This is a genomic window from Roseivirga sp. E12 (assembly GCF_017592825.1).
Lineage (GTDB): Bacteria > Bacteroidota > Bacteroidia > Cytophagales > Cyclobacteriaceae > Roseivirga.
Genome location: NZ_JAGFMD010000006.1, coordinates 1 through 21,615 on the forward strand (window position 1 = coordinate 1; position 21,615 = coordinate 21,615).

The window sequence follows — 21,615 nt, forward strand, 5'->3', positions numbered from 1 at the left end:
AGTTTGACTTGCTCGATGGTTAAGATTTCTCCCAAGGTCGAAATGACATTCTAACTTAGAAGGAAGTAGCTATCAAATTCTTTCATTCGGAAATAGAAAAGGATATTAGGATGTAGTTACAAACTACATCCAGTGGGGACCCTGAAATCAATTCAGGGTGACGTAAGTTTAGGGGGCTTAGGTAAAATATTCAAATGTTTTACACCTGTCTGCCGACAGGCAGGAGAAGCGTAAGAATCTCCTTATTTTGACTACAAAGCCCGACTTGTAGGATGGTTAAGATTTCTCTCCCGAAGCCTCGGGATCGAAATGACGTGCTAACTTAAAATAGGTGGTAACCCTTCTTTCTTCGTCATTCCGGGCTTGACCCGGAACCTCGTAATTAAGTGGAGAGAAGTCCTAAGAGATAGAAATACTAAAGGATATTGGGATGTAGTTGCAAACTACATCCAGTGGGGTTACACCTGTCTGCCGACAGGCAGGAAGTAGCAGAACCTTCCAAACAGTTCGTCATTCTGAGCCTGCCGGGTGTCAGGGATAATTGATCTAACTACCCAAGATTTGTTCAATATGTTCTTCATCAATGATATATGGATACGCCATGGTTCTTAAAGATTCTTTTTTCACTCCCAAATCCAGATTTTCCCAATCATGTAAGTTTTTAGTTTTAGATATTATCAATTCTTCAATGTGTTTAGAATCACGAAGTAAGCGTTTTTTGCCAATGTCAATCTTTAAACCGTGATTTTGAACCATTTCCTTTTGGACAGAATCAAAGAGGTTATTCAAAAAAGGGCTGTTAGACAAAAAAGTGCTCTCCTCATCATTTGACGTGAACTTTATATAAAGAATAGCTTTATTGAGAACGATAAGCTCTGGTAGTTTTTTTATTTCCATGTCAGTTACTTTTAAATGCGTTCCCTCCTCTCCCGAAGCCTCGGGATCGAAATGACGTACTAATATCTATTTCGAAAGCTATAAAGTTTAGTCATCTCGAAGTATGAGAGATCTTATCACACCAGCGTAAAGAGCACTTTTTAAGGTATGAAGAACCTACAAACCTAAATGTAGTTTTGGTCCTTACTCATTTTTATCTAAGTCAAAGCCAAGTCGCATGACCCAGGCTTGATCATTAGGGGTGCTATTTCATTGGACCCTGAAATGAATTCAGGGTGACGTGAGTTTAGGGGTGCTTCTTTTCAGACTTCAACGCCTCTATCTCAGCCGATTGCTTTTTTACCGTCTTTTCCAGTTCAATCATATACAAAGTCAACTCCTCAACCTTCTCCAACAATTTTAGCTGCATATCTCCTACATCCTGGCCATTGGCTTCAACTTCTTTGGCACTGGGAATATTGGGTAGGTGTGAATACTTGTTGATAAAAGCTTCCAACTCTGACAGACTTCTTAGTTTGTAGTCAGCACTGAAGACATAATCCGGAACGGTGCCTGGTGTTGCGGTTACTTTGACTTTTTTGGATTCGATATCACCATGTACGTGCAAAGGTATATACGATGTAACAACAGTATTTGAGATACGCATTCGCGTATCTTGAGATGCAGTGGAACCGGCAATAAAAGTTATATCTCCAGTCCTCGACTTTAAACTTATCTCATTGGCCTGACTGGTATGGTTAGGACCATAACCGATGACGTATTTGTCATTATTAAAAAAATAGGAAACTCCATAGTCGCTTGTCGTCAAAACCGTGGTATGGCCGTTGAATGTGGTGTTACTTTCCATCAAAATCCCACCTCCAGCAAACATTCTAAGCTTTCCTCCTACTTCATTTTGCCAATAAAGGTCTGTATTACCAGAACTCCCATCTCCAAGCCAGCCTGTTCTCGTATTGTTAAACTGTCTCCATTCTATGTATCCAGAAGTAGAGGCTCCATTGGTATTGTTGTCTTTGAATATAAAAAGTGGGCTTGCATGATTGATAGTAAGACTACCGTATACAGTTTCATCCTGAGCATAAGACATTGTACTAATCAATAGTAGAGCAAGGGATATAATTCTAATTTTCATGTGCATAGATTTTTGAGGTGTTCTAGTTTCACTAGCCTGAAACAGTTGTTCAGACTTTACTTATCTTTTTTCAGATCAAAGCCCAATCGCATGACCCAGGCTTGATCATTGGGGCTTTTAGTGGCATCAAAAAAGAAGTCGTAAAACAGGCCAAAGTTCATTTGAATCTTTTTGGCTATGCTAAACTTCCTACCAATACCCAGAAGAGCTGTCTGAATCCATTGCTCACCCAGTTGATTATCATTCAAATCTTCTGTGATTAGTTTGGTCACTTCGTAATTAGCTTGTAGGTAGAAAGACTTGTAAATGGTATGGCGATAGAAGCTTCTGAAACCTGTCGCTTGATCTCTGGTGCTGGCTACCTTGGCTTTTTCTAGAAAAACGCGGGTGCCACCTGAAACCCCGATTGCTGATTTTTGTCCTAAGGGAAAGGTCAAACTTAATGAGAGATCAGCAGAAACCGGCTCTTGTCGGTTTACCTGTAAATTGCCTCCTAAGATAATCCGTTGTAAAAAGGGCTTGCCCTTGTGTGGGTTGTATCGTTTAGGAGCATCAGCTATACTTTCTAGACTAGGAAATTTTTCTTTGGCTTCGGTGACTCTAGCTTGGGCCTGGTCAAACTTTTCTTGCAGTGTAGTCTCTCCTATTTTCTTAAACTCCTCAGCCTTCGCTTCTAGCTTTTCCTTGACAAAATCATTAGTCTGAAACTGATCAATATTATCGCGATAACCCTCCGGCAAGGGCTTGTAGGCCTTCATCTTTTCTACCTGCTCTTTGAATAGTTTGGCTTGTGGTAAATTAGTCACTTCTTCGAGCAGGGCATCTTCCCATCCGTCAAACTCCGATTTATATTCTTCAAAAGAGCCCTTTAGGTCCACAACCTGCTTATTGAGTTTCTTGATTTCAGAGACATCCAACATTTCCACCAGTTGATCTTTGTCCTTCAACACACCTTGCATTTGCTTGAGCTGATCAATCTTTTCGACACTCTCTCTGATCTCACCTGCAATGGGAAGTTTCTCTGGGGTTTCCTTCAGGTCGGCCAGCAGGTCTTGCTTTAAGGTTTGTAGATAATTGGCTACACTGTCCTTCGCTTCGCCTTTGATTGCCTCTTTTTTAGCGGCCATGGCGTTTACTAAAGAATCCACTTTATCGACTGGCAGGTCTGGGTATAGTTCGCTAACGCTTTTACGAAGTTTCTTTGAGAGTTTATCCAGTTCTTTCTGGACCTTCTTATTTGCCTTTTCCAGTGATTTTGTACTGGTTTCAAGCGATTCGTCCTGCACCATCTCTTGCGCTAAAGTGGGCAAGGCGAGGAGGCCACAAATCAAAAAGGTCAATAGAATACGCATTCCTTGAATATGGCAGAAAAAGACAGATTCTTCAAGGATTATTTACAACAATATTTGAATGGTAAATGGAGAGAATCTACACTTAGTTGGGATAATAGGTTGTAGTTACAAACTACAACCAGAGAAGCTAGATCTAGTGGTAACCCCATAGTGTAACGTCATTCCGAGCAGGGCGAAGGAATCCCTTATCATTGACGTCATTCTGAGCGGAGTACAGCGAAGTGACAGAATCTCCTTATTTTGAATACAAAGCTTGACTTGCTCGATGGTTAAGATTTCTCTCAGTGCCTGCCTCTCGGCAGACAAGCTCGAAATGACGTGCTAATAAAGCTTATTTATCTACCCCGAGGTTTCGGGAGAGAGATATAAAAACTCCGCACCCCCCACAGAAAAAGCCCTCTCTCGAAGGCTTCTTTAATCTTTGTTTATGTTACTAGATAATTGATTGGATACTTTACTACCAGTTTTACATACTATTCCTTACAATTTTATAAACAACCCTTTTCAAGCTTCTCACAACAACTTCATCATCATTATTTTCCAGTGTCTCTAACTCCATCAATGTACCTTCCAAATTAAGTTCACTCCTGTCATCAGGCCATTCAAATTCATAAGTAAACCCTGAATTATCTGAGTACAATCTCTCTTGGAGAATGTCTAGAGTATCATTCTTTACTTTAAAATCATAAACATCGAAAATGTGTTTATCATAAAGTGGTTCAATAATTTCAACCTTCAATATGGTTCTATTCGAACCTTTAAACTCATGGCTAATGGCATAATCAATTGACTTAGCAACCAACTTTCCATTTTCATCAAAGTTCTTAGACTGAATTAAGCTGTCTTGGTCATACCTCTCAATACGAGTCAGTTTCTCATCCTCATTAAACCTTGACACATCACCATGTAACTTCCCTTCAGAATAGAAAGCACTGGTTTTTACCACACCATTTGTATGATATTCTAGATTCTCATCACTTAGAAGGTTTTGATCAAAATATGCCGTTTGATACTTCCTTCCCAATGAATCAAAATAGTCAACTTTACCATTTTTGACACCCTTGTCAAAATCAACTCTCCAGTGAACTGTTCCATTAATATGAAAGAATTCAGAAATCCCATCCAGAGCACCTTGGTTATACCTTGCAATAGACTCAAGTTTACCATTCGGGTAATATTCTTTACATAAACCATCTGGCTTACTTGAGCTCATTTGACACTCTTTTTTTATCAAGCCATTGTCATGATATTCTAAAACTTCGAATTCTCGATTACAAGATTGTAATAGTATCACCACAATCAGGATATAGAAATTACTTCTCTTCATTATTACTGTTGGTTTTCTTCCAACCTATGGTATCTCCTTCGTTTGTTGCAACTTTGATATCAACATATCCCCCATTCTGGGTATATAACCTTTGCCCTACAAATCTAACATCTTTTGGGCCAGCAATGATTGGTACGCTATCAGGTTTAACTACTGTAGATTTAACCTCATCTATCACATCAATGGTTTTGTCAATAGCTGAAGGAATACCTTGTTTTTGATTTGTTTTAATTTTACCCATCGTACCTCCTCTAGAAATCAAAGGTAGGAATCCAGTAGCATCTATTCTATTAGGCCTCATTCCATCTTCTATTTCAATACTTCCTCCAACACCCTCAGGAGCATCATCTGCATCAATTACGAGTCCATTTGGTTGAGTTTCATCCCCGCTACCTTCAGGAATTAATGCATCAGCAGCAGCCAAAAATCCTTCAACTTTCTTACTAGCAGCCTCAAGCAAAGCACTTCCAAAATCAGTCAAACCTTGTTTAATATTATCAACTGTTTGCTTTACCGTTTCTGCTACTTCTTGAGTTTTCCTCTCAATGGTTTGACAATTAATACCAGGAGGACAACTACCCTTCATACTTGGCATCATACCATCTGGATCAATAAACCTTATAGGATTATCAAAGGCATAGTTATAAGGAGAATGTCTTCTCATTAAATCAGCAGCAGGGTCTACACTTAAGAACCTTCCTAACTGTGGATCATATTGTCTTGCTTGATAATCATACCAGTTCAGATCAAAGCTTTCCTCTAGTTCAAAACCATTATACTTAAACTGATTAGGTTTACTGAGTGGAGCAGTACTAGAGAGTAGTTGCAAACTACACCTAGTCTCGTTTTTTATAACGCAAAGTAACCTGATAATTGATCGCACTTAGAATGAAAAAGGCCATTTAAAAGCAATATGTCGCATCATTTCAACCTGTCTGACATCTACATACCCTGCCAAAACTAAAGAAGCTGATCTTAAATCAGCCTCTATTATCTCTATTCTAACCCTTTTCCAAAAACCAGATAATTGATCGTACTACCAAACCAGATAATTGATCGTACTACCCCAGATGATTAGACTAATGAGTGTGTATCACCATTTACTCTCAGGTTCTCTTTTCTCAAAAAAATACCCCAAAGCAACTAACCAAATAAAATATAGTCCTATAGACAAATTTGTCCTAATCCAAGTGTCACTATTAAGAACAAATAAACTTAAAAATGTCAAGGAGAAAACTATAATTGTCGCAATCAAGGTAATATTGAATATCTGTTTCTGTTTAAAAATTAACCCAAATGATATTGTCAAGATCAGCAAAATCAGTAAGACAATAGTCAGAAAAACCACTGTTAAAAAAACCAATTTTGGATATTCATTTTCATTAAAGGGACTATAGGGTAAAAAGCCTAGAACAAGCCATAAAAGTCCGCTCAACAACACTAGCACTTTCACCAATTTGTATAATAACACGCCATTTGGGCTATTCATGAATAGTTGCAGAGAAAAGACTATAATAAGTCCGCCTGGAATTATATATAAAAACAATGCAATTAGACTTCTCAATTCCAACTCTTGCAAATTCAGGGCCGTTAAAGGCAAGTTTTTCAGTTCCTGAAGAGCATTTGGGTTGAAAAACACCAAAACTACTAACCCAAACAAAAAGGTAAATAAAGAGAAAATTAATACTGATGTACTTGACTTCATATTTAAACAAACGCCTTTACTAACAAATAAATGGAGCATAAAAGCATAAACCATCCCATGATGTTTAATGTCTGCTTTGAAGCATAAATATCTGTTTTGCTATACTCCATTTCTCTCGACCACAGAATAGCTATTAAACCTATTAATGCAAACAACAAACCATAAATCAATTCTTCCATTAATTATCTTCTCTATCATTTGTAACTTCTTTTACTACTTCTTTTATAGCTTCTTTGTTAGCATCTATTACAGCACCTGCTTGTTCAGAAATTCCTTGCTTCTTTAAAGCAGCATTTATCTTTCCTGATATACGGCGATCCAGTATTAAAGTCAGACCTCTAAGTAAAGCTTTTTTATAGTCCCCATTAGCAACATCGACAGTTGCAAGAGCAACAGTTCCTGCGCTTTCAGCATACCCCCCAGCTGTTGCAATTGGTACTCCAACCTCTGGAAGTCCTACTAAACTTACCACAATTCCAGCTTTTTGCAGTGCATCTCCTGACTCAGTTGCTGCTTCACCAAAATCAGTAAGCACCTCCTTTGTCACTTCCTCTGCTGACTCCATCACCTGTTGAGCATCATCTGCAATTGATGTAACCTTGACAATCTTGCGTGTATTATCATCAACACCTACAAAGTCTGGAATATCACCTGATTTATTACTAAATATTCTTTGACCTGCCTCTCTGCCTGGTTTTGAAATATCCGAATAGCCTTTCGCCTTTCCATAAACCTTTGCTGCAATAGATCCAATACATCCAAAAGGACATTTACCATCAGGGTCATTTAAATTATAAGGATTATTCCAACTAAACTGATATGGGCTTAGTGCTACTTGTTCTGGAGCATCAGTTAATGGATCAACAGAGATAAATCTACCAACAGCAGGATCATAGAACCTAGCATTGAAGTCAAATAAGTTTAGATCAAACTCTGTCTGCTCTTCATTACCATTAAACTTGTATTTATTAGGCTTACTCAATGGCGCAGTAGAAGAGAGTGCATTAATGTTCATCCCAAAAGGATAGTAATGATCTTCTTGTAAGATGGCTCCCTTGGTATGAGTGATTTGAAATTGATCAAAATAAACGGGTAAACTACTGGCACTCTCGTTGGATAAATACACATACAGAAACCCTCCTTCATCAAAAGTCAGTGTTTGACTTAGTATTTCATGCGCAGTTGCCGCACCTATACTTATTTGTTTAAACCCTGATTTAATTGAGTCAAGCTCAAAATTCTGATCAAAGAACAAATAATTCATATAGGCCCTTGGAGCATTGCTGTATTCTTCGCCTCCTGCTATCAAAACATTCCCTGAGTTGCTATTGAACAGGTCATAAATGGCCTGACTTTCTGCACTACCAGAGTTGTTAACCCCTCCGAAGACTGATGCAATTGCAGAAATCATAGCACTGGTGTTGTGACTACCTGAGAAAGTTCCGCTATACCTACCTTGTACGACTAAATCCATTTGGTCACCCGCTGATACCACAAGCATCTTTGCTGGTCCTACCTGTCCACCCACAAGCTGAGCGGCCTCGTTGGAGTTTATTGTTAGGTCTTGTGTGTTATCTCCCAGTGTGGAGACTACTCTAGTTGAAGGTAGGTTTAAGAATATTTGCTCTTCAAAATCCTTGTACTCAGTTTCCATTGTAGCCTCATAGATCGTTACATCTATGTCTTCAGTCAAAGTCATTCGGGTATTGCCCAAATGGTCTTTTACAAAGTAGTCATAGACCAAGCTGTTGTTCTTATTCTTCCTTACTCTACCTTCTTCATTGGCAAAGTGTTGCAGTTGGTTATTCTCGTAGGTAAAGCCACTTACATAGTCAGTGGTTGTTATCTGGCCATTGTTGTTGACGGTTTTCTTAAGCTTAATACCTGCTGCATCATAGGTATAGGTGATGGTCTTGCTCGCATTGTTGCTAAACTCTATGCGCTCTGGCAGGTTGAGGTGGTTGTAGCTAATGTCTCCACCGTTGATATCCTTGTTCAGGTCTTGGGTCATATTACCATTCAGATCATAGACATAATCGTCCCCTGAATTGGTACCATCTTTAAAGTCTCCCTGACCTAAATCGCCTGCTGCATCTGCAACAGCTGCCAGTTGGTTACTCTTATTGCTATTCAAGTAGGAGTAGGTAAGGTTATCAATGGTTTCTATACTACCTGCTACCACACCTTCTCTTTGAAGGGTTAGTATGTTGCCATTGGCATCATAAGTATAGTTGGTACTAAAATCATTGGTTGTATTTATCCAACCACTGCCTTGGCTGTAGTCTGCACTAGTCAGACGGTTTACTTTATCATACTCAAAACCGTAAGCTCTTTGGTCGGAGTGCGATGCACTGCGCCATTTCACCCCTGCTATATTTCCATTGAGTTGATTGGTATCGAAACCAAAGTCATAACTCAGGTCCATACCGAAGTAATGACCTCCAGTACCACTGGCTACATAAGCTTCATTAATACCTTCTAACCAGCCTCGGATGTTATAGTCATAGTTAAGTGTTTCTAGGCTATTACCATATACTTTGCTTTTTAACTGGCCTAGTTCGTCATAAGTATTGGTAGCTATGATTTTATGGTTGCCAGAAGCATTGTTTAGTTTCTCCTGAACGGTCAGTAGCCTGCCTGTGCCTGAACCATCATAGGTATACCTTTTCGCAATGGTGGTTTGTGCTGGAGTGGCATTGGGGTTATCGTGCACTGTATAGGTATTGAGCACCTTACCGCTAAAGTCATACTGAGTAGTGGCAATATCTCTGCCTCCTACATGATTGTCTGCCTGAGTTTGGATTACTCTGCCCCTATCGTCATAAAACATTACTGTGGTTAGCCATTCGTCAGCAGTGCCAAGTACTTTTACTTTGCTACCCGTGGCCATACCCGTTACGTTGGTATACTCACTTGGAGTCACTGCATTATTAACACCTTCTGCATAGAAGTCATTATAGCCTAGATTATAGGTTTGGGTAGTGAAGTCATAGTTGTCGAAGTAACTAAGGCTTAACACCTCGTGGGTATAGTCTTTCAACATTGGAAAAGTAGCATCATGATAACCCTGCACAAAAGTATAATCAGAACTGATAGCAGCATCGACTTCTGTTTCAAACTCCTCTCCGTTCGAATCAAAACCAGTTAGAAACTCAATTGTCGTTTTACTCCTGTATTTGACAGTTCCGCTTACATGAGCCGAAAGGCTAATGCTATGGCCTTCTAATACATTATAAGTATCTAAAGGTTCGGTACTTACATTGAACACGCCAGAGGCATCGGCTTGAAACTGCATGGTTGCTCTGCTGTTGGTACTGGTTACAAAACCTGTCATCACTGGCCTGTTCAAGTCGTCATATTTGGTAAAGAGCCATTTACCTTGAGTAGTCATATTAGCATCTCTGGTCGCTACCAGCCTGTCGAGCTTGTCATAGACCATTTCTACTATACCAGCGCCCGGTACTTTTTTAGTAATCATGCGATTACGGTCATCATAAGTATACTTGAATACCAGGGCATCCATATCAGTGGTATTCCAAGACCAACTGCTACCTGAGAGTAAGTCTACTGCTCTTGGGGGTAATACATGACTAAGGTTGCCGTAGACGTCATATACATAGTAGGTATTCAACCAGTCGTTATGCCCATCTGCAGAACCGCTGCCTTTTTGTACTTGCTTGAGTATGACTCTACCCAGCTTATCGGTGAACTGTTTTACCTGATTGCCTTCTTCATCAGTAGTAATGCTCACAATAAGAGCACCAACAGCATAAGTACTTGAAGTGGAAGGGTTGGTACTTAAGGTCCAAACACGAACAGCATCACCTGAGACATTAGCTCTCGAAGTGCTTGTAACCCCTACACCACTACCTGCCCAGCTATTACCCGGGGCCATTTGCTTGGTTACCCTACCCAAAGGAGAGTTATCATATTCGGCAAGGCCATAGAAGATATCTTCATCGGTATAGTGCCCATTCATAAATGTGCCCTGTTGCGTACTTGGCGTTAGGTGCAGTCGTCCATCGTTATGGTTAGACTGAAATGGTAGCGGTTGATAAACCTGTCTACCAAACTCATCATAGACACTGAACTGTACCATATCATAGCCACCTGGCAAGGCCCTGCGCGCTACAGATTGGATTGGCCTACCCAAGCCATCCACATACTGGGTGGACTGCATAACATTACCATTGGTGATTTCAGTACTTAAAGTACCATCGGAAGTAAGTGCTTTGTAGAAGTCGTAGCTTCTAACATAACTTACTTTATCTGTTGAGCCTATGATGACGCTGGGTAGTGCCGAAGTCTTAGCGGCTTTAGTACTGGTAGCATCTGGTTTGTTCTGGGCCAAGGCTGTTTGACAAACAATAGCCAACAAGAAAAGAACTGGGGTGATTTTATTTAGCTTTCTCATGGCTCTTAGTTGTTTGTGGTGTTAGCGTTTACTTTGTAGGCGTATTCATTCTTTTTCAGAATGTTACCGTCCTTGTCTTTGACATATTCAAGCCTACCGAATGAGTCATAGTGATAATAGACTGTTAATCCATTAGGACTGGTTTGTGAAGTCATCCCCACCCCTGGTCGGTAGGTCATGGTGGTGACCAGGGCTCCTTTCAGATCGGGGTCCGTCCGCAGTTTTTGGAGTTCCGTTCGAAGCGCATCATCATCCGTTGGGTCATTCAAAATAGTCTGACTGATCGCTGCGATTACATCGGCCTTGTCAGCATTCTGTATTTGTGCCACTGGTAGGGTATGATCGTAACCCCAGAGGTAAACAATCTTGGTTCCGTTGGTTTGCTGAAGTTCGACAGGATTACCATAGACATCGTAGTCATTGTATTCTACCCTGTTTTCAAGGCTATTGGTTCCTTTTGCCGTTTGCACCTGCTGAGGAAGGTAATGACCATTGCTATTGAAGCCTGCGTATTTTGTAAGGAGTGTTGAAAGCTTGGCAGTGCCTTCATAAGACTCTTGTTTCAATACTGCAGAAATCATATTCTTTGTATTGAGCATGGCCGTACGGGTAGCGGCCGGAACCTCGGTTACATTGTCATAAGGGAAGAAGTACTTGGTTTCCTGGGTATTGCCTTCACTGTTGGTCATGGTGGTTCGGGAGACGTTGAAGTAGTTGGTTCCCGTTTGACTCAAACCATCATAGTGATTAGTGCTAACTGTCTCTAAATATTCGCTCGTATTTCCGGTCAGATTGTACTGACGTGTTGTAGAATTTATGAGGTCCAAGCGCCCTGAATAAATTCGATAGCGTTTATACCTTGTATGACTGCCACTACCATCGAAAATTATTCCTTCGGCATAGGCATTGGTATTATTTTCTGCTGCATCGATCCAAATGCCCACACTAGCGTTAGTTTCACCATTGTCCTGAGGCAGTTTATAGGTAAGCTTATATTCGTTTTCGACCTCCTGAACTTTTTCATAGGCAGTTCCTGTCCATCGATAATCCGTTTGTTTCTTTAAAAGACCTCTCATAAAGTCCCTATTGTCTACCGGAGGCAAAGGCATGGTCTCATGACTTCCCGCACTGCCAAGACTATAATAGCTTTCTCCTACGAGGGGCGTTTCATAATAACCATCATAAAAATCAGGACTATCAGTAGAGGTCGAAAATTCATAGACACTCTTACCTTTTCCACTACCATCTCCGGTGATCACAGTCACCTTTCCATAACCCACATAAGAACCGTTGGTACTCATTAGGGGATAATGCGGTGTAATTGTTCTTATAAAACCAAAGGCCCTCATATCTGGTACCGATGTGGTTGAGGCATTATATACGGTCTGATAACCGTATTGTGGGGCATTCACTACGCGACCTGTAGAATTTCCTGCATCACCGTCCTCATTATAGTAGAAATTCCTGACAATGTCGTTGACAGAAGAAATGCCGTCATGATCTTTGATTGATTTAACCCTTAAACCTCCTACGGCTTTATTGGTTGTAGTTACCTCATCAGTGTATCTCAAATCCAGTCCATCGGTTATGTTGGAGTAACTACAATTGCCTACATAATCCAGGGTAACGTAGAAATCTCCTGCTTCCTCTAAATAGACATCTTTGTTATAGTTATAACTACCTGCTGAGAATTGTCTATTGATGGTAAAGCTCTTTACTTGACTGTCATTACTCTGTCTGTAAATACCACCTGTCACATCACAGTCCTTTGAAGTAACTCCATTGAAATTCAGGATGACAAAGGGTTCAGCAATTAGAGTAACGTTGTTAAGGTTATGGCGGCTTATACCATCAATCTTTACATTCGTAGGTCCATGACTATTTGTAGCATTAGGCAATTCATCAGCCTTAGCCGTATTGCCTTCCATTTCAAACTCTGTATAGCCACCTGTAGGATAGGTAACTTTCTTCAGCACACCTGACTTGGCCATGGCCACATCTGACCACTTGTCTGCAGAACCAATCTCAACATAGTTGGGATCATTATTTCCAAATACATAGTACTTTGATCTATAGTAAGGCTCTGGTGAAGTATTAGACGTTTTACCATTATAATAACCCCAATGGTCTGTAGCAAAGCTATAGCGGTGTGCCAGATAGTTGGTTGTATGATACTCAAAAAGGTAAGGGGGTAGTGACTGGGTCCCATTATTGTTCCACTCTTGTACTTGGTCAAGCTTCAAACGCTTTTTATAATCACCAATATTGGCTCCATTGTAGGTGATGTTTGTTGGTGTGGCATTAATGGCTGTAGTACCAGACTCATCAAAGTAGCTATAGCTCATTACGTACTCTTTGATCATGTTGTCTTCACCATCATAGATCTCCACATCCTGGAGGTATTTATCGTTTGTATAATCTTGTCTGGTGCTTGAAGAAAGGTTGAACTTTACTTTACCACCAGGATAGGTAATCTCCTTGATACGTTTGGCGGTTACATAGTGATCTGAGTGCGACATATCAGAACTATTGAAAACCGTGAAGTCATTCTTTTCAGATCTAGGAGCGTAGGTTCTATAGATGAGCCCGGTTATTGTCTCATAAGTAAATGTTAATAGGGTATTGCCTTTTTGATCTTTGATATTCGTCAGGTACCAAGAAGTAGTATTATCAGGCGAGTTGGTAAAGTTGCTAACTGTAGGCGTAGCCGTTGTAGAAACTACTATAGACTTCGTTTTTTCTAACTCACTAAAGGTGTAAACATAGCCATTGGTATCAGTAATAGTCCATGTGGTGATATTAAATGTAGAATTGTATTCAATCTTATGACCGCTCTTGGGTTTTTCTATAAGTGAAACGGTGGAACCATTCTTGTTAAACATAAAGGAGCCACTCATGCCATTGACGTTATAGTGAAACTGATCCGGTTGCCCATCTCTGGTACCATCTGCAAATTCTTGTCCTTCTGTAGTATTTGTAGAGCTAGGCAGGTTTACATGCAGGTATCCATAATCTGATTGGTTATCATCCGCCTTACCCCTTATGCTTCTTGACACAGTACCTGTAGCGTTCAACGACCAGCCTAATCCAGTCCATGGAGCAATAGCTTCTACATTTACACCCTGAAATCCAGAATAATTCAGGCTTATAGGAAACTGATAGCCTCTTACAGATATGGTATGCAAAGGCACCGATAAACTCGGCTGACCCGTGTAGAAACTAACCCCAGTATTACCATACTGAACCATAGAAATGGCCGAAGGTGATGGTGGTATTAAATCAGGAACGGTCTGAGCTTTGATGGTGCCGACCACTAAGATCATCAATAGGGTGATAATTAGATTTTTCATAGACAGGTAGTGTTTACTTATTGTCATTAGATGCAGATTCAAGTTTTTCGATTCGCGCTAAAAGCGCTTTGTATTGGGTAGAGAGTAGTGAGTACTGCGTATTAAGTATTGCGTATTTGGACTTAAGGACTTTGTTTTCGGTATTTAGGTCAGTCAGCTCTTTCAGTTTTTTTTCTTGAGCTATTGTATAGAGGGTTAACTCCTCAATTTTCTCCAATAACTTTTGCTGAATGAGGCCAAGGTCTTGATTGGAAGCCTCAACTTCTTCTGCTGAGGGAAGGCCTGGTAAATGACCATTTTGAGCTATAAATCTTTTAAGTTCTTCAACACTTTTTAGAGGATAGTTCTTATCAAAAACATAATCAGGCCAAGCGGATTCTACCTGCACCTTTACCTTTTCCATAATGGGATCTCCGCCTACCGAAAGCTTATAGCCAGATGGCAAATCGTCTGTCCCCACAGATAGCTGATCCAGGTTATGAAGCCCTATACCAAGCAATTCAGTGATTGAAGGTTCGTTACCATTGACTTCATCTATTCTAGGAGCATAGAAATACTGGCGGTCGGAAGTATTTGTGTCATAATAGAGATAAGAACGAAGTCTTAGACTCGTGGTAGAGATGTGAAACTTAAAATCATTAATGGTGAGTGATTTCTCACCTGTCGTACCGTCATAAATTCCGCCATAGTTTGTCATAGAATTGTCTCCGCTACCGTGCACAAATCCAACCAATAGATACCAACGATCTAAAACTGGTAGATCATTAGCCCAAAAGTAGGGATTGCCATTTGGAGTACCTGACAGAGAAGTAACTGCTGAACCGCCTCCATTTGTCCCGAGATAGGTACCGCCATTGGTTGAGTTGGTCTTTTTAACCCAAACTACCAACCGATACATTTTCGTGTGATCAATGGAAATATAAGAAGTGTTGAACCCACCATCAGGATCACTCGATGCATCAGGTGACGCTTTCCACAAAACTGCTCGCTGACCATGAGGACCAATACCCCATTCTCGAGTGTTTTCAGAAGTAGATCCATTTTGACTAAAACCTGTAGTACTACCTGTACCTATTGTCCAGCCATCCAAATTCAAAAGATTTTGGGCCGATAAGCCTGACATTATTGTGCCTAGCACTAAGCATAAAATGAGTTTATTTTTCATTTTGATTCTTTTCTAATTTTTCAATTCTTTTGAGTAACTCCGCCAGTTGATCTTTGAGTAAAGAGTTTTGCTTTTCCAACTTCCGTCTTCCGACCTCTGACTCATCTATCCTTTTCTCTTGCTTAATTGTATATAAAGTCAACTCCTCAATTTTCTCCAAAAGCTTTTGCTGAATTAGACCTAAGTCCTGGCCATTGGCTTCTACCTCTGCTGCCTTTGGAACATTGGGTAAATGGCCATTAGACTCAATGTAGTTGGCCAATTGGTCAAGAGGCATTAGTGAGTAATCCGGTTTAAAGACATAATCAGGAAAGGAGCCCGGGGTAGCCGTGACTTTTACTTTTTTGGATTCAATATTGCCATCTATTATAGCATCGTTGGCAATTCTAAGGTCACCGTTATCAAAAAATCTGGACATGATTATACCATCCTCCTCATTGTAGAAATAGATAGAGCTGACATCTTTCTCTATGGAAGTGGTCTTGCCTCCTGTTCTTAGAAATCTAGCTTTCTTATCATAAGCGGCATTGTCAAAAGTTGCTACACTCCCAACCAACAGGTTCTCGGCTATGTCTATACTTTTTCCTGTTCTAAGATTGTTCGAAAAATAATTCGTGTTTTGTATATCCCCAGTCTCTACCTGAATAGTTCCAGAACCAACTGGTAATACCCCTGATTTAATAGCAAAGCCTGAGATATACCCTTCTAGATCATAAAGGTAGAGTGAGGCATTGGAGGTGATAGCTCTATCAAAGTACACCTCTACATGATAATTTCCATCATACACTATTCTGACCTTTTCTAGATACTGATTCCTTATTCCCCAAGTTTTAATGGAAAGTCCTGAACTCCAATCTCTAAATACATCTATCACCAAAGATTGAGGAGTATAACTCCCTCCAAGCAGTGATACTACCACTCTAGCAGCTCCTCTATTAGATCCTGTTTCCGTCCAACCCCCTACTCGGTACCACCCAACTCCAGAGGTTGTAAATGAATTTTGAGCAATTGCAGAAATAGATACGACAGAAATGGCAGAGATTAGAAAAAGTAGCTTTCGCATGCGGTTATTGGTTGAGGGTAAAACATCATTCAAACTCACAAGTATAAGATGAAATCAGAGATATTAACTTATATGATTAGTCATGATTCAATCAACCACATTCATATAAGTTTGCATCATTATCAATGATAGAAATTTATTTGATTACTTAAAAGCCGTTCATCATCATTTATTTATTACAATTTATTAGCTCTAATATTAAATTGAAAAATCTCTTCAATGAAGCCATATTGATCAATAAGGGCTCGACAGTAAAATGCATGTAAATTTTAAGCACAACACCGGTTTTAAACCTTCCTTTATCTTTATTGTCAAAACACGGTTAAACCACAACCGCATGAAAAAACTCTTTACTACTCTTTTTGTCTGCTGCTGCTTCATAAGTGGCCTAAACGCTCAAGAAACAACTATAGATGGCCTCTCCTCCGATTGGTCCAGTGACTTACTCAAAGTCGACAAAAAGACCAGGCTCACAACCGCTATCAAAAATGATCAAGAGTACCTGTACATTCTCTTTCAGGCCGATAATCAAGCAAGTATTGGAAAGATGCTTCAGGCTGGTATGGAGATAACTTTTAAAGCCAAGGTAAAACCTAAAGTGAATGCCAAGATCGAGTTCCCATTGGAAGCTGAACGAGGACAAAGGACTCAGGGTGCTCAAGGACAAAGAAGACAAGCAGGTCAAGGTGCCCAGAGAGGTGATAGAGCCGCACAGATGAAAGAAAGAATGGAAGGCTTACTGGCCACTAAGAGTGAGGCTAAGTTCAAAGGTTTCTCTACAACTAATGGGCAAGTTGCCTTAAGCGATGTTGCTGGCATACAAACGGGACTTGCCTTTGATGAAAATGCTGAACAACCTGTGCTTAATTATGAATTGAGAATTCCTCTGACAGAACTATACGGTGCCAGTATGAACTGGGATAAGATTACATCAACTGATTTATCCATTAGCATCAGGGTCAATGGAATAGATGCTCCACAAAGTGCTGGAGGCAGCGTTGGTGGTCGTGGAGGCAGAGGCGGTGCTGGAGGTAGAGGTGGTGCCGGAGGCGGTGCTGGCCGAGGAGGAGCTGGAGGTCGTGGCGGTGCAGGAGGTAGAGCTGGCGCAGGAGCTGCTGGTGGCCAAGGGGGTTCGAGTATGTTTACTGATCAAATTATTAAGCTTAGCTATCGCATTGTAAAATAGTCATTAACTAAAGTTCAAAGAATTAAAAAAGGTCACGGCAAGTCGAGGCCTTTTTTTGTGGAGCATACCAGGGTCTAAACACTCTGATTCACACTTGTGGTGCGGAATATTCAAGTGTTTTACACCTGTCTGCCGACATGCAGGAACTACACCTAGATTAGGTATTTAGTTTAATCGATCGTACTAGCCAAAGGCGTCATCACAACTGCCCACATAAAATCTATCTCTAGAATTGGAATAGATGATATACACATAAAACTCAGTCATAGTAAACCAAAAAAGCCCCGATACATCGAGGCTCTTATTGTGGAGAATACCAGAGTCGAACCGGTGACCTTCCCGAGATGCCTCGGGACGCTCTCTAGTCCAATGAGTTAATCAAATACTCGATATAGTTTCTCGACTTCTTACGCTTGATCTCTGCCTCGCGTCTCCTTGCTTCAGAGCGAGTGTCATAAACCTCTGAATACTTCAAAACCCAGGGCTTACCTCTCTTTGTATAAGTAGATCTGCCAGCATTATGGTCCACCAGACGATTCGTCAGGTTATCACAGCTCCCAACATAATAGCGATCGCGCGTCTCCGAATAAATGATATAAACGTAAAAGTCTTCCATAAAAAAAGGCCAGCCAACGCCAGCCTTTTTAAATAATGGTGGAGAATACCGGAGTCGAACCGGTGACCTCTACACTGCCAGTGTAGCGCTCTAGCCAGCTGAGCTAATCCCCCATTGTAATCTGTTCTTACTTTTAAGAACAGTAAAATTCTTTTCTATTAACCGCTGACCTTCCCGAGCAGTGACTCGGGACGCTCTAGCCAGCTGAGCCTGTCTGCCGACAGGCAGGCTAATCTCCCTCTTAAACACCGAAGCTTTAGCGAAGGGTGCTTGATCTAGTCTCTAACAGACCTTCCTATTCCAAAGCTATCGCTTCGGAAGGGACGGCAAATATAAGTTGGCGATTAATCAATTCAAAGTATTCTTCGGGCGCGAAGGAAACGCTTCATATAATAAGGTGAGTAGAGATTACTCTCAGTCACTCCAAGGGAAGTTGAAGAATGAATAAATCGTATATCTCCTTTGCCTCTTACAGCAGTAACAATCCCAGCGTGGGTAACTTTTCTTTTGCTTTTCCCAGTAGCAAAAAACACAAGGTCTCCAGGCTTCAATTCCTTTAGTCTAACTTTAACTCCACTCTTTGCCTGATCTTGTGATACCCGAGGCATTTCAATATTGATACTCCGATAGGCATGAAGTATAAGTGCTGAGCAGTCTATACCCACACGGGTGGTACCTCCAAACTTGTAGGGTGTTCCTGTGTATGACCTAGCCGTTTGTACTACTGCATCAATTTTCTTCGTCTTGGCTAGGTTGCCAGCACAACCAGAGATAAAGATTAGTAGGATGAAAAGAGAAAGGAAAAGACTTTTGGGTAATTTAGACAAGGCATCAGCGTTGGTTGTAACAAAAATACGAGAATTCGTCTATTTCCTTAGGTAGTCAACCTCACAAGAACTGCTGCGTAAATCAAAACATGAAAAAGGTCTTAGTACTCATTTTGTTGACCATAGCCTTCAGCACCGATTCGTTTGCCCAACGAAAGTGGAAAGATGAGTACTATCAAACTCTCAATGATGATAACTTCCGTGATTTCAAACTCTTTAATAAGTCACTGGATCTTAAAAGAGTCGACTACAAAGTTTTAAATGCCGCAGTTTTCTTCGTTACCAATGAGGCCCGAATCGAGCAAGGCCTTCAAATACTAGCCTACCAGCCTAACTTAGAAATTATGGCATGGAATCATTCGATCAGCATGGCCAAGAAGGACTTTTTTGATCACATAAATAAAAAAGAACGCAAACGAAAGAGTCCGATCAATCGCGCCAAACTAGCGGGAATTAGAAACCCCAACATTGGTGAAAACATTTCCGCAGTAGGCGGTAGATCTTTCGGAAGTTACCTGCAGCTGGCCGATCACCTGGTGCAAGGTTGGATTGACTCACCTCCTCATCGTAAAACACTTTATTCTAAAAATGCCTTGCAACTGGCTTGTGGTGTCTACTATTTTAACGGTCTTTGGCAAAAAAACAGAGATGTTTATAAACAAGGGAACGGTTTTTGGTTAGCTACTCAAAACTTTCAGATGTTTACAAAAGTTGAAAGTGGAGCGTCAAAGGATAAGGGACCAAAATAGACTTATGAAAAAGATATTATTAAGTATAGTACTGATACTCGGTGTAGCAAGTTTAAGCGCACAAGAACTGAGCACCAAAGATGTTCAAGCGATTGACCAGCGCACAGGCAATTTCCTAGACTTGATTAAAACGAAAAAATACACTCAGGTATTAGATTACATCTACCCCGAACTATTCGAGCACACCAGCAAGAAAAGCATGTTTCAGATATTCGATTTGCTAGAAAAGGCAGGAATCGAGTTGAAATTCAACAGTTTTGACGTTGTCAGCAAAAAACCAATTGCCGCTGAAGGAGATATCAAATATGCCATGATTAAGTATAAAATGGATATGACATTACCACTCGATACAGACGACCTGAAAGGTATAGCTGCCCTGTTGGTACCGTCCATTCAAAGTAGCTTTGGCAAAGAAAACGTGGAATACAATCGTGCGGAGAGTTATATAAATGTAAAGGGGGAAAAGTTTTTATTAGGCGTATCAGACCCCAAGTATGGTGAATGGATGTTTATCATTTATGACGACAGCTTTAAAAGTGCTATAGATAAGACACTCCCACCCAAAGTAAAAGCGGCTGCAGCTGCCAGTGCTTACTAAATACTTAATGACATAAAACGAAGAAAGGCCGTCCATATGACGGCCTTTCTTTTTAGCCAAACTCTACTCAAATGAATAAGAAGAGTGTTATCATACAGCCGCTGACTCTCTAAGTTCACGGGCTAAAAATCTTGCTCTTTGCTCTACGTTATCTTGCGCTACTTCTATCTTAAGGCTATCAAAGAGGCCTAAGAGCTCGTCATGATGCTGAACGCCCTGGCCAACTTTAAAGTCAAAGTGATAGAACTTTGTCCACAGCACTGCCTTGACGTGCGATCGGTTCTTATCCATCATCACCATTTCTGCTTTGACATATTTTTCTGTGAAGTCTATCAATGCGGTTTGAATACAAACTTCCTCCATAACATTGGCTGGTTTCAGATAAGCGATCTCATTGTGGCCGACAAGCCATGATCGCTTGTCTATCTGGGCCATAGCAAAAACATTGAGGCCATACTCATTCATCAAATGATCTTCCCGCACATTGATCATATAGTCTATATACTTGGCATTATTCAGGTGACCGTAAGGATCGCAATCTTGAAACCTGACCGTTCTATGACCAATTGGTGTTTTGTTGAGTTTTGTCATTATTAAAAAGTTTACAGACCAGTCGGTCTAATTATTAACAAATTTTTTTAAGCCTCTAGCACTACTTTTACAAACTTCTTCTGCAGTTCCAGGTATTTTACATCACGATGCGCCTGACTTAAAATATAGGCTCCTTCAAACATTGCATAGAGCTGCTCAGACTTCTCAGTAGTATTCTCAATACCTCTGCGTTCCAAGTAACCGGCCAAGCTCTGCTGCCAACCCTTAAACACTTTGTCGCAGGCCTTTCTAATGGTTTCATCAATGTTTCCAGCAGCCAATGCCACTGCGGCTATTGGACAGGCATCCTCAAAATTTGAGTCTATGAGCTCTTTCGACATTACATCTATCATAGCATTCAAACCAGTCTCAGCAGTTTTCCCCCTTAAGGCTTCACCATACTTTAGTATCTGGGCTTCACCACCGTAGAGTACAGCGGCAATAATCAACTCATCCTTTCCTGCTGGAAAATGATGGTACAGGCTACCCTTCGGTACCTCTATCGATTTTAAAATCTCATTAATGCCCGTACCGAAATACCCCTTCTTCCGAATAATTTTTGAGGTAGTGGAAACAAGTTTTTCTCTGGTATTCACATTTCAAATATATAGAAATAGACTGAATGGTCCACTTATTTTTTACT

The 21,615-nt window shown here is 40.6% G+C and carries 17 protein-coding genes and 1 tRNA gene; 3 read left to right on the forward strand and 15 right to left on the reverse strand.

Annotation, left to right across the window (positions count from 1 at the left end; genetic code table 11):
- Positions 1-546: 546 nt before the first annotated feature.
- The 10 genes from J4E76_RS13700 to J4E76_RS13745 form a co-directional block, all read right to left on the reverse strand.
- Positions 547-897 carry a hypothetical protein gene (locus J4E76_RS13700; RefSeq protein WP_208505089.1) on the reverse strand — a complete coding sequence of 117 codons (351 nt, stop codon included), beginning with the start codon at positions 895-897 and terminating at the stop codon, positions 547-549.
- 286 nt (positions 898-1,183) lie between these two features.
- Positions 1,184-2,029 carry a hypothetical protein gene (locus J4E76_RS13705; protein WP_208505091.1) on the reverse strand — a complete coding sequence of 282 codons (846 nt, stop codon included), beginning with the start codon at positions 2,027-2,029 and terminating at the stop codon, positions 1,184-1,186.
- A 56-nt stretch (positions 2,030-2,085) separates the two neighbouring features.
- Positions 2,086-3,381 (reverse strand): hypothetical protein, encoded by a 1,296-nt coding sequence (locus J4E76_RS13710; RefSeq protein WP_208505093.1) that lies wholly within the window; start codon positions 3,379-3,381, stop codon positions 2,086-2,088.
- Between the two features lie 466 nt (positions 3,382-3,847).
- A complete protein-coding gene (locus tag J4E76_RS13715) occupies positions 3,848-4,708 on the reverse strand; it encodes a toxin-antitoxin system YwqK family antitoxin (RefSeq protein ID WP_208505096.1) in 861 nt (286 codons plus the stop codon).
- Positions 4,695-5,537, reverse strand: a complete 843-nt coding sequence (locus tag J4E76_RS13720; RefSeq protein WP_208505098.1) for an RHS repeat domain-containing protein — start codon at positions 5,535-5,537, stop codon at positions 4,695-4,697. The genes J4E76_RS13715 and J4E76_RS13720 overlap by 14 nt, the downstream gene beginning before the upstream one ends.
- Positions 5,538-5,801: 264 nt before the next feature.
- On the reverse strand, positions 5,802-6,413 hold the full coding sequence (locus tag J4E76_RS13725; RefSeq protein ID WP_208505099.1) for a hypothetical protein: 612 nt from the start codon (positions 6,411-6,413) through the stop codon (positions 5,802-5,804).
- A gap of 178 nt (positions 6,414-6,591) precedes the next feature.
- A complete protein-coding gene (locus J4E76_RS13730; protein ID WP_208505101.1) occupies positions 6,592-10,827 on the reverse strand; it encodes a DUF6443 domain-containing protein in 4,236 nt (1,411 codons plus the stop codon).
- Positions 10,828-10,832: 5 nt separating this feature from the next.
- On the reverse strand, positions 10,833-14,177 hold the full coding sequence (locus tag J4E76_RS13735; protein WP_208505102.1) for a hypothetical protein: 3,345 nt from the start codon (positions 14,175-14,177) through the stop codon (positions 10,833-10,835).
- 13 nt (positions 14,178-14,190) lie between these two features.
- Entirely contained in the window at positions 14,191-15,342 is a 1,152-nt protein-coding gene (locus J4E76_RS13740) for a hypothetical protein (protein WP_208505104.1), read from the reverse strand.
- Entirely contained in the window at positions 15,332-16,405 is a 1,074-nt protein-coding gene (locus J4E76_RS13745; protein ID WP_208505105.1) for a hypothetical protein, read from the reverse strand. The genes J4E76_RS13740 and J4E76_RS13745 overlap by 11 nt, the downstream gene beginning before the upstream one ends.
- A gap of 337 nt (positions 16,406-16,742) precedes the next feature.
- Here J4E76_RS13745 and J4E76_RS13750 point away from each other — a divergent pair, with 337 nt between their 5' ends.
- Positions 16,743-17,591 carry a hypothetical protein gene (locus J4E76_RS13750; protein WP_208505107.1) on the forward strand — a complete coding sequence of 283 codons (849 nt, stop codon included), beginning with the start codon at positions 16,743-16,745 and terminating at the stop codon, positions 17,589-17,591.
- 361 nt (positions 17,592-17,952) lie between these two features.
- Here the strand turns inward: J4E76_RS13750 and J4E76_RS13755 are convergent, their stop codons facing one another.
- From J4E76_RS13755 to J4E76_RS13765, 3 genes are all read right to left on the reverse strand, one after another.
- Positions 17,953-18,207 carry a GIY-YIG nuclease family protein gene (locus J4E76_RS13755; RefSeq protein WP_208505108.1) on the reverse strand — a complete coding sequence of 85 codons (255 nt, stop codon included), beginning with the start codon at positions 18,205-18,207 and terminating at the stop codon, positions 17,953-17,955.
- A 36-nt stretch (positions 18,208-18,243) separates the two neighbouring features.
- A tRNA-Ala gene (locus J4E76_RS13760) sits at positions 18,244-18,320 on the reverse strand.
- A gap of 240 nt (positions 18,321-18,560) precedes the next feature.
- Positions 18,561-19,034, reverse strand: coding sequence for a C40 family peptidase (locus J4E76_RS13765; RefSeq protein ID WP_208505109.1), 474 nt, complete (start codon positions 19,032-19,034; stop codon positions 18,561-18,563).
- 89 nt (positions 19,035-19,123) lie between these two features.
- On the opposite strand from J4E76_RS13765, the gene J4E76_RS13770 reads away from it, so the two are divergent.
- Positions 19,124-19,783, forward strand: coding sequence for a CAP domain-containing protein (locus tag J4E76_RS13770; protein WP_208505110.1), 660 nt, complete (start codon positions 19,124-19,126; stop codon positions 19,781-19,783).
- A gap of 4 nt (positions 19,784-19,787) precedes the next feature.
- Positions 19,788-20,381 (forward strand): hypothetical protein, encoded by a 594-nt coding sequence (locus J4E76_RS13775; RefSeq protein ID WP_208505111.1) that lies wholly within the window; start codon positions 19,788-19,790, stop codon positions 20,379-20,381.
- A gap of 90 nt (positions 20,382-20,471) precedes the next feature.
- Here J4E76_RS13775 and J4E76_RS13780 read toward each other — a convergent pair whose 3' ends face one another.
- Together J4E76_RS13780 and J4E76_RS13785 are read right to left on the reverse strand one after the other, a co-directional pair.
- Complete coding sequence (locus tag J4E76_RS13780) at positions 20,472-20,972, reverse strand: thioesterase family protein (RefSeq protein ID WP_208505112.1); 501 nt, start codon at positions 20,970-20,972, stop codon at positions 20,472-20,474.
- A gap of 47 nt (positions 20,973-21,019) precedes the next feature.
- Positions 21,020-21,568, reverse strand: coding sequence for a TetR/AcrR family transcriptional regulator (locus J4E76_RS13785; RefSeq protein ID WP_208505113.1), 549 nt, complete (start codon positions 21,566-21,568; stop codon positions 21,020-21,022).
- Between the last annotated feature and the right edge of the window lie 47 nt (positions 21,569-21,615).

What these genes read in the sequence shown, in the direction of transcription:
- J4E76_RS13750 (WP_208505107.1), top strand. Translation starts at nt 16,743, where the DNA reads ATGAAAAAACTCTTTACTACTCTTTTTGTCTGCTGCTGCTTCATAAGT.
- J4E76_RS13770 (WP_208505110.1), top strand. Translation starts at nt 19,124, where the DNA reads ATGAAAAAGGTCTTAGTACTCATTTTGTTGACCATAGCCTTCAGCACC.
- J4E76_RS13700 (WP_208505089.1), bottom strand. Translation starts at nt 897, where the DNA reads ATGGAAATAAAAAAACTACCAGAGCTTATCGTTCTCAATAAAGCTATT.
- J4E76_RS13735 (WP_208505102.1), bottom strand. Translation starts at nt 14,177, where the DNA reads ATGAAAAATCTAATTATCACCCTATTGATGATCTTAGTGGTCGGCACC.
- J4E76_RS13710 (WP_208505093.1), bottom strand. Translation starts at nt 3,381, where the DNA reads ATGCGTATTCTATTGACCTTTTTGATTTGTGGCCTCCTCGCCTTGCCC.
- J4E76_RS13705 (WP_208505091.1), bottom strand. Translation starts at nt 2,029, where the DNA reads ATGAAAATTAGAATTATATCCCTTGCTCTACTATTGATTAGTACAATG.
- J4E76_RS13740 (WP_208505104.1), bottom strand. Translation starts at nt 15,342, where the DNA reads ATGAAAAATAAACTCATTTTATGCTTAGTGCTAGGCACAATAATGTCA.
- J4E76_RS13755 (WP_208505108.1), bottom strand. Translation starts at nt 18,207, where the DNA reads ATGGAAGACTTTTACGTTTATATCATTTATTCGGAGACGCGCGATCGC.
- J4E76_RS13730 (WP_208505101.1), bottom strand. Translation starts at nt 10,827, where the DNA reads ATGAGAAAGCTAAATAAAATCACCCCAGTTCTTTTCTTGTTGGCTATT.
- J4E76_RS13715 (WP_208505096.1), bottom strand. Translation starts at nt 4,708, where the DNA reads ATGAAGAGAAGTAATTTCTATATCCTGATTGTGGTGATACTATTACAA.
- J4E76_RS13775 (WP_208505111.1), top strand. Translation starts at nt 19,788, where the DNA reads ATGAAAAAGATATTATTAAGTATAGTACTGATACTCGGTGTAGCAAGT.
- J4E76_RS13725 (WP_208505099.1), bottom strand. Translation starts at nt 6,413, where the DNA reads ATGAAGTCAAGTACATCAGTATTAATTTTCTCTTTATTTACCTTTTTG.
- J4E76_RS13780 (WP_208505112.1), bottom strand. Translation starts at nt 20,972, where the DNA reads ATGACAAAACTCAACAAAACACCAATTGGTCATAGAACGGTCAGGTTT.
- J4E76_RS13745 (WP_208505105.1), bottom strand. Translation starts at nt 16,405, where the DNA reads ATGCGAAAGCTACTTTTTCTAATCTCTGCCATTTCTGTCGTATCTATT.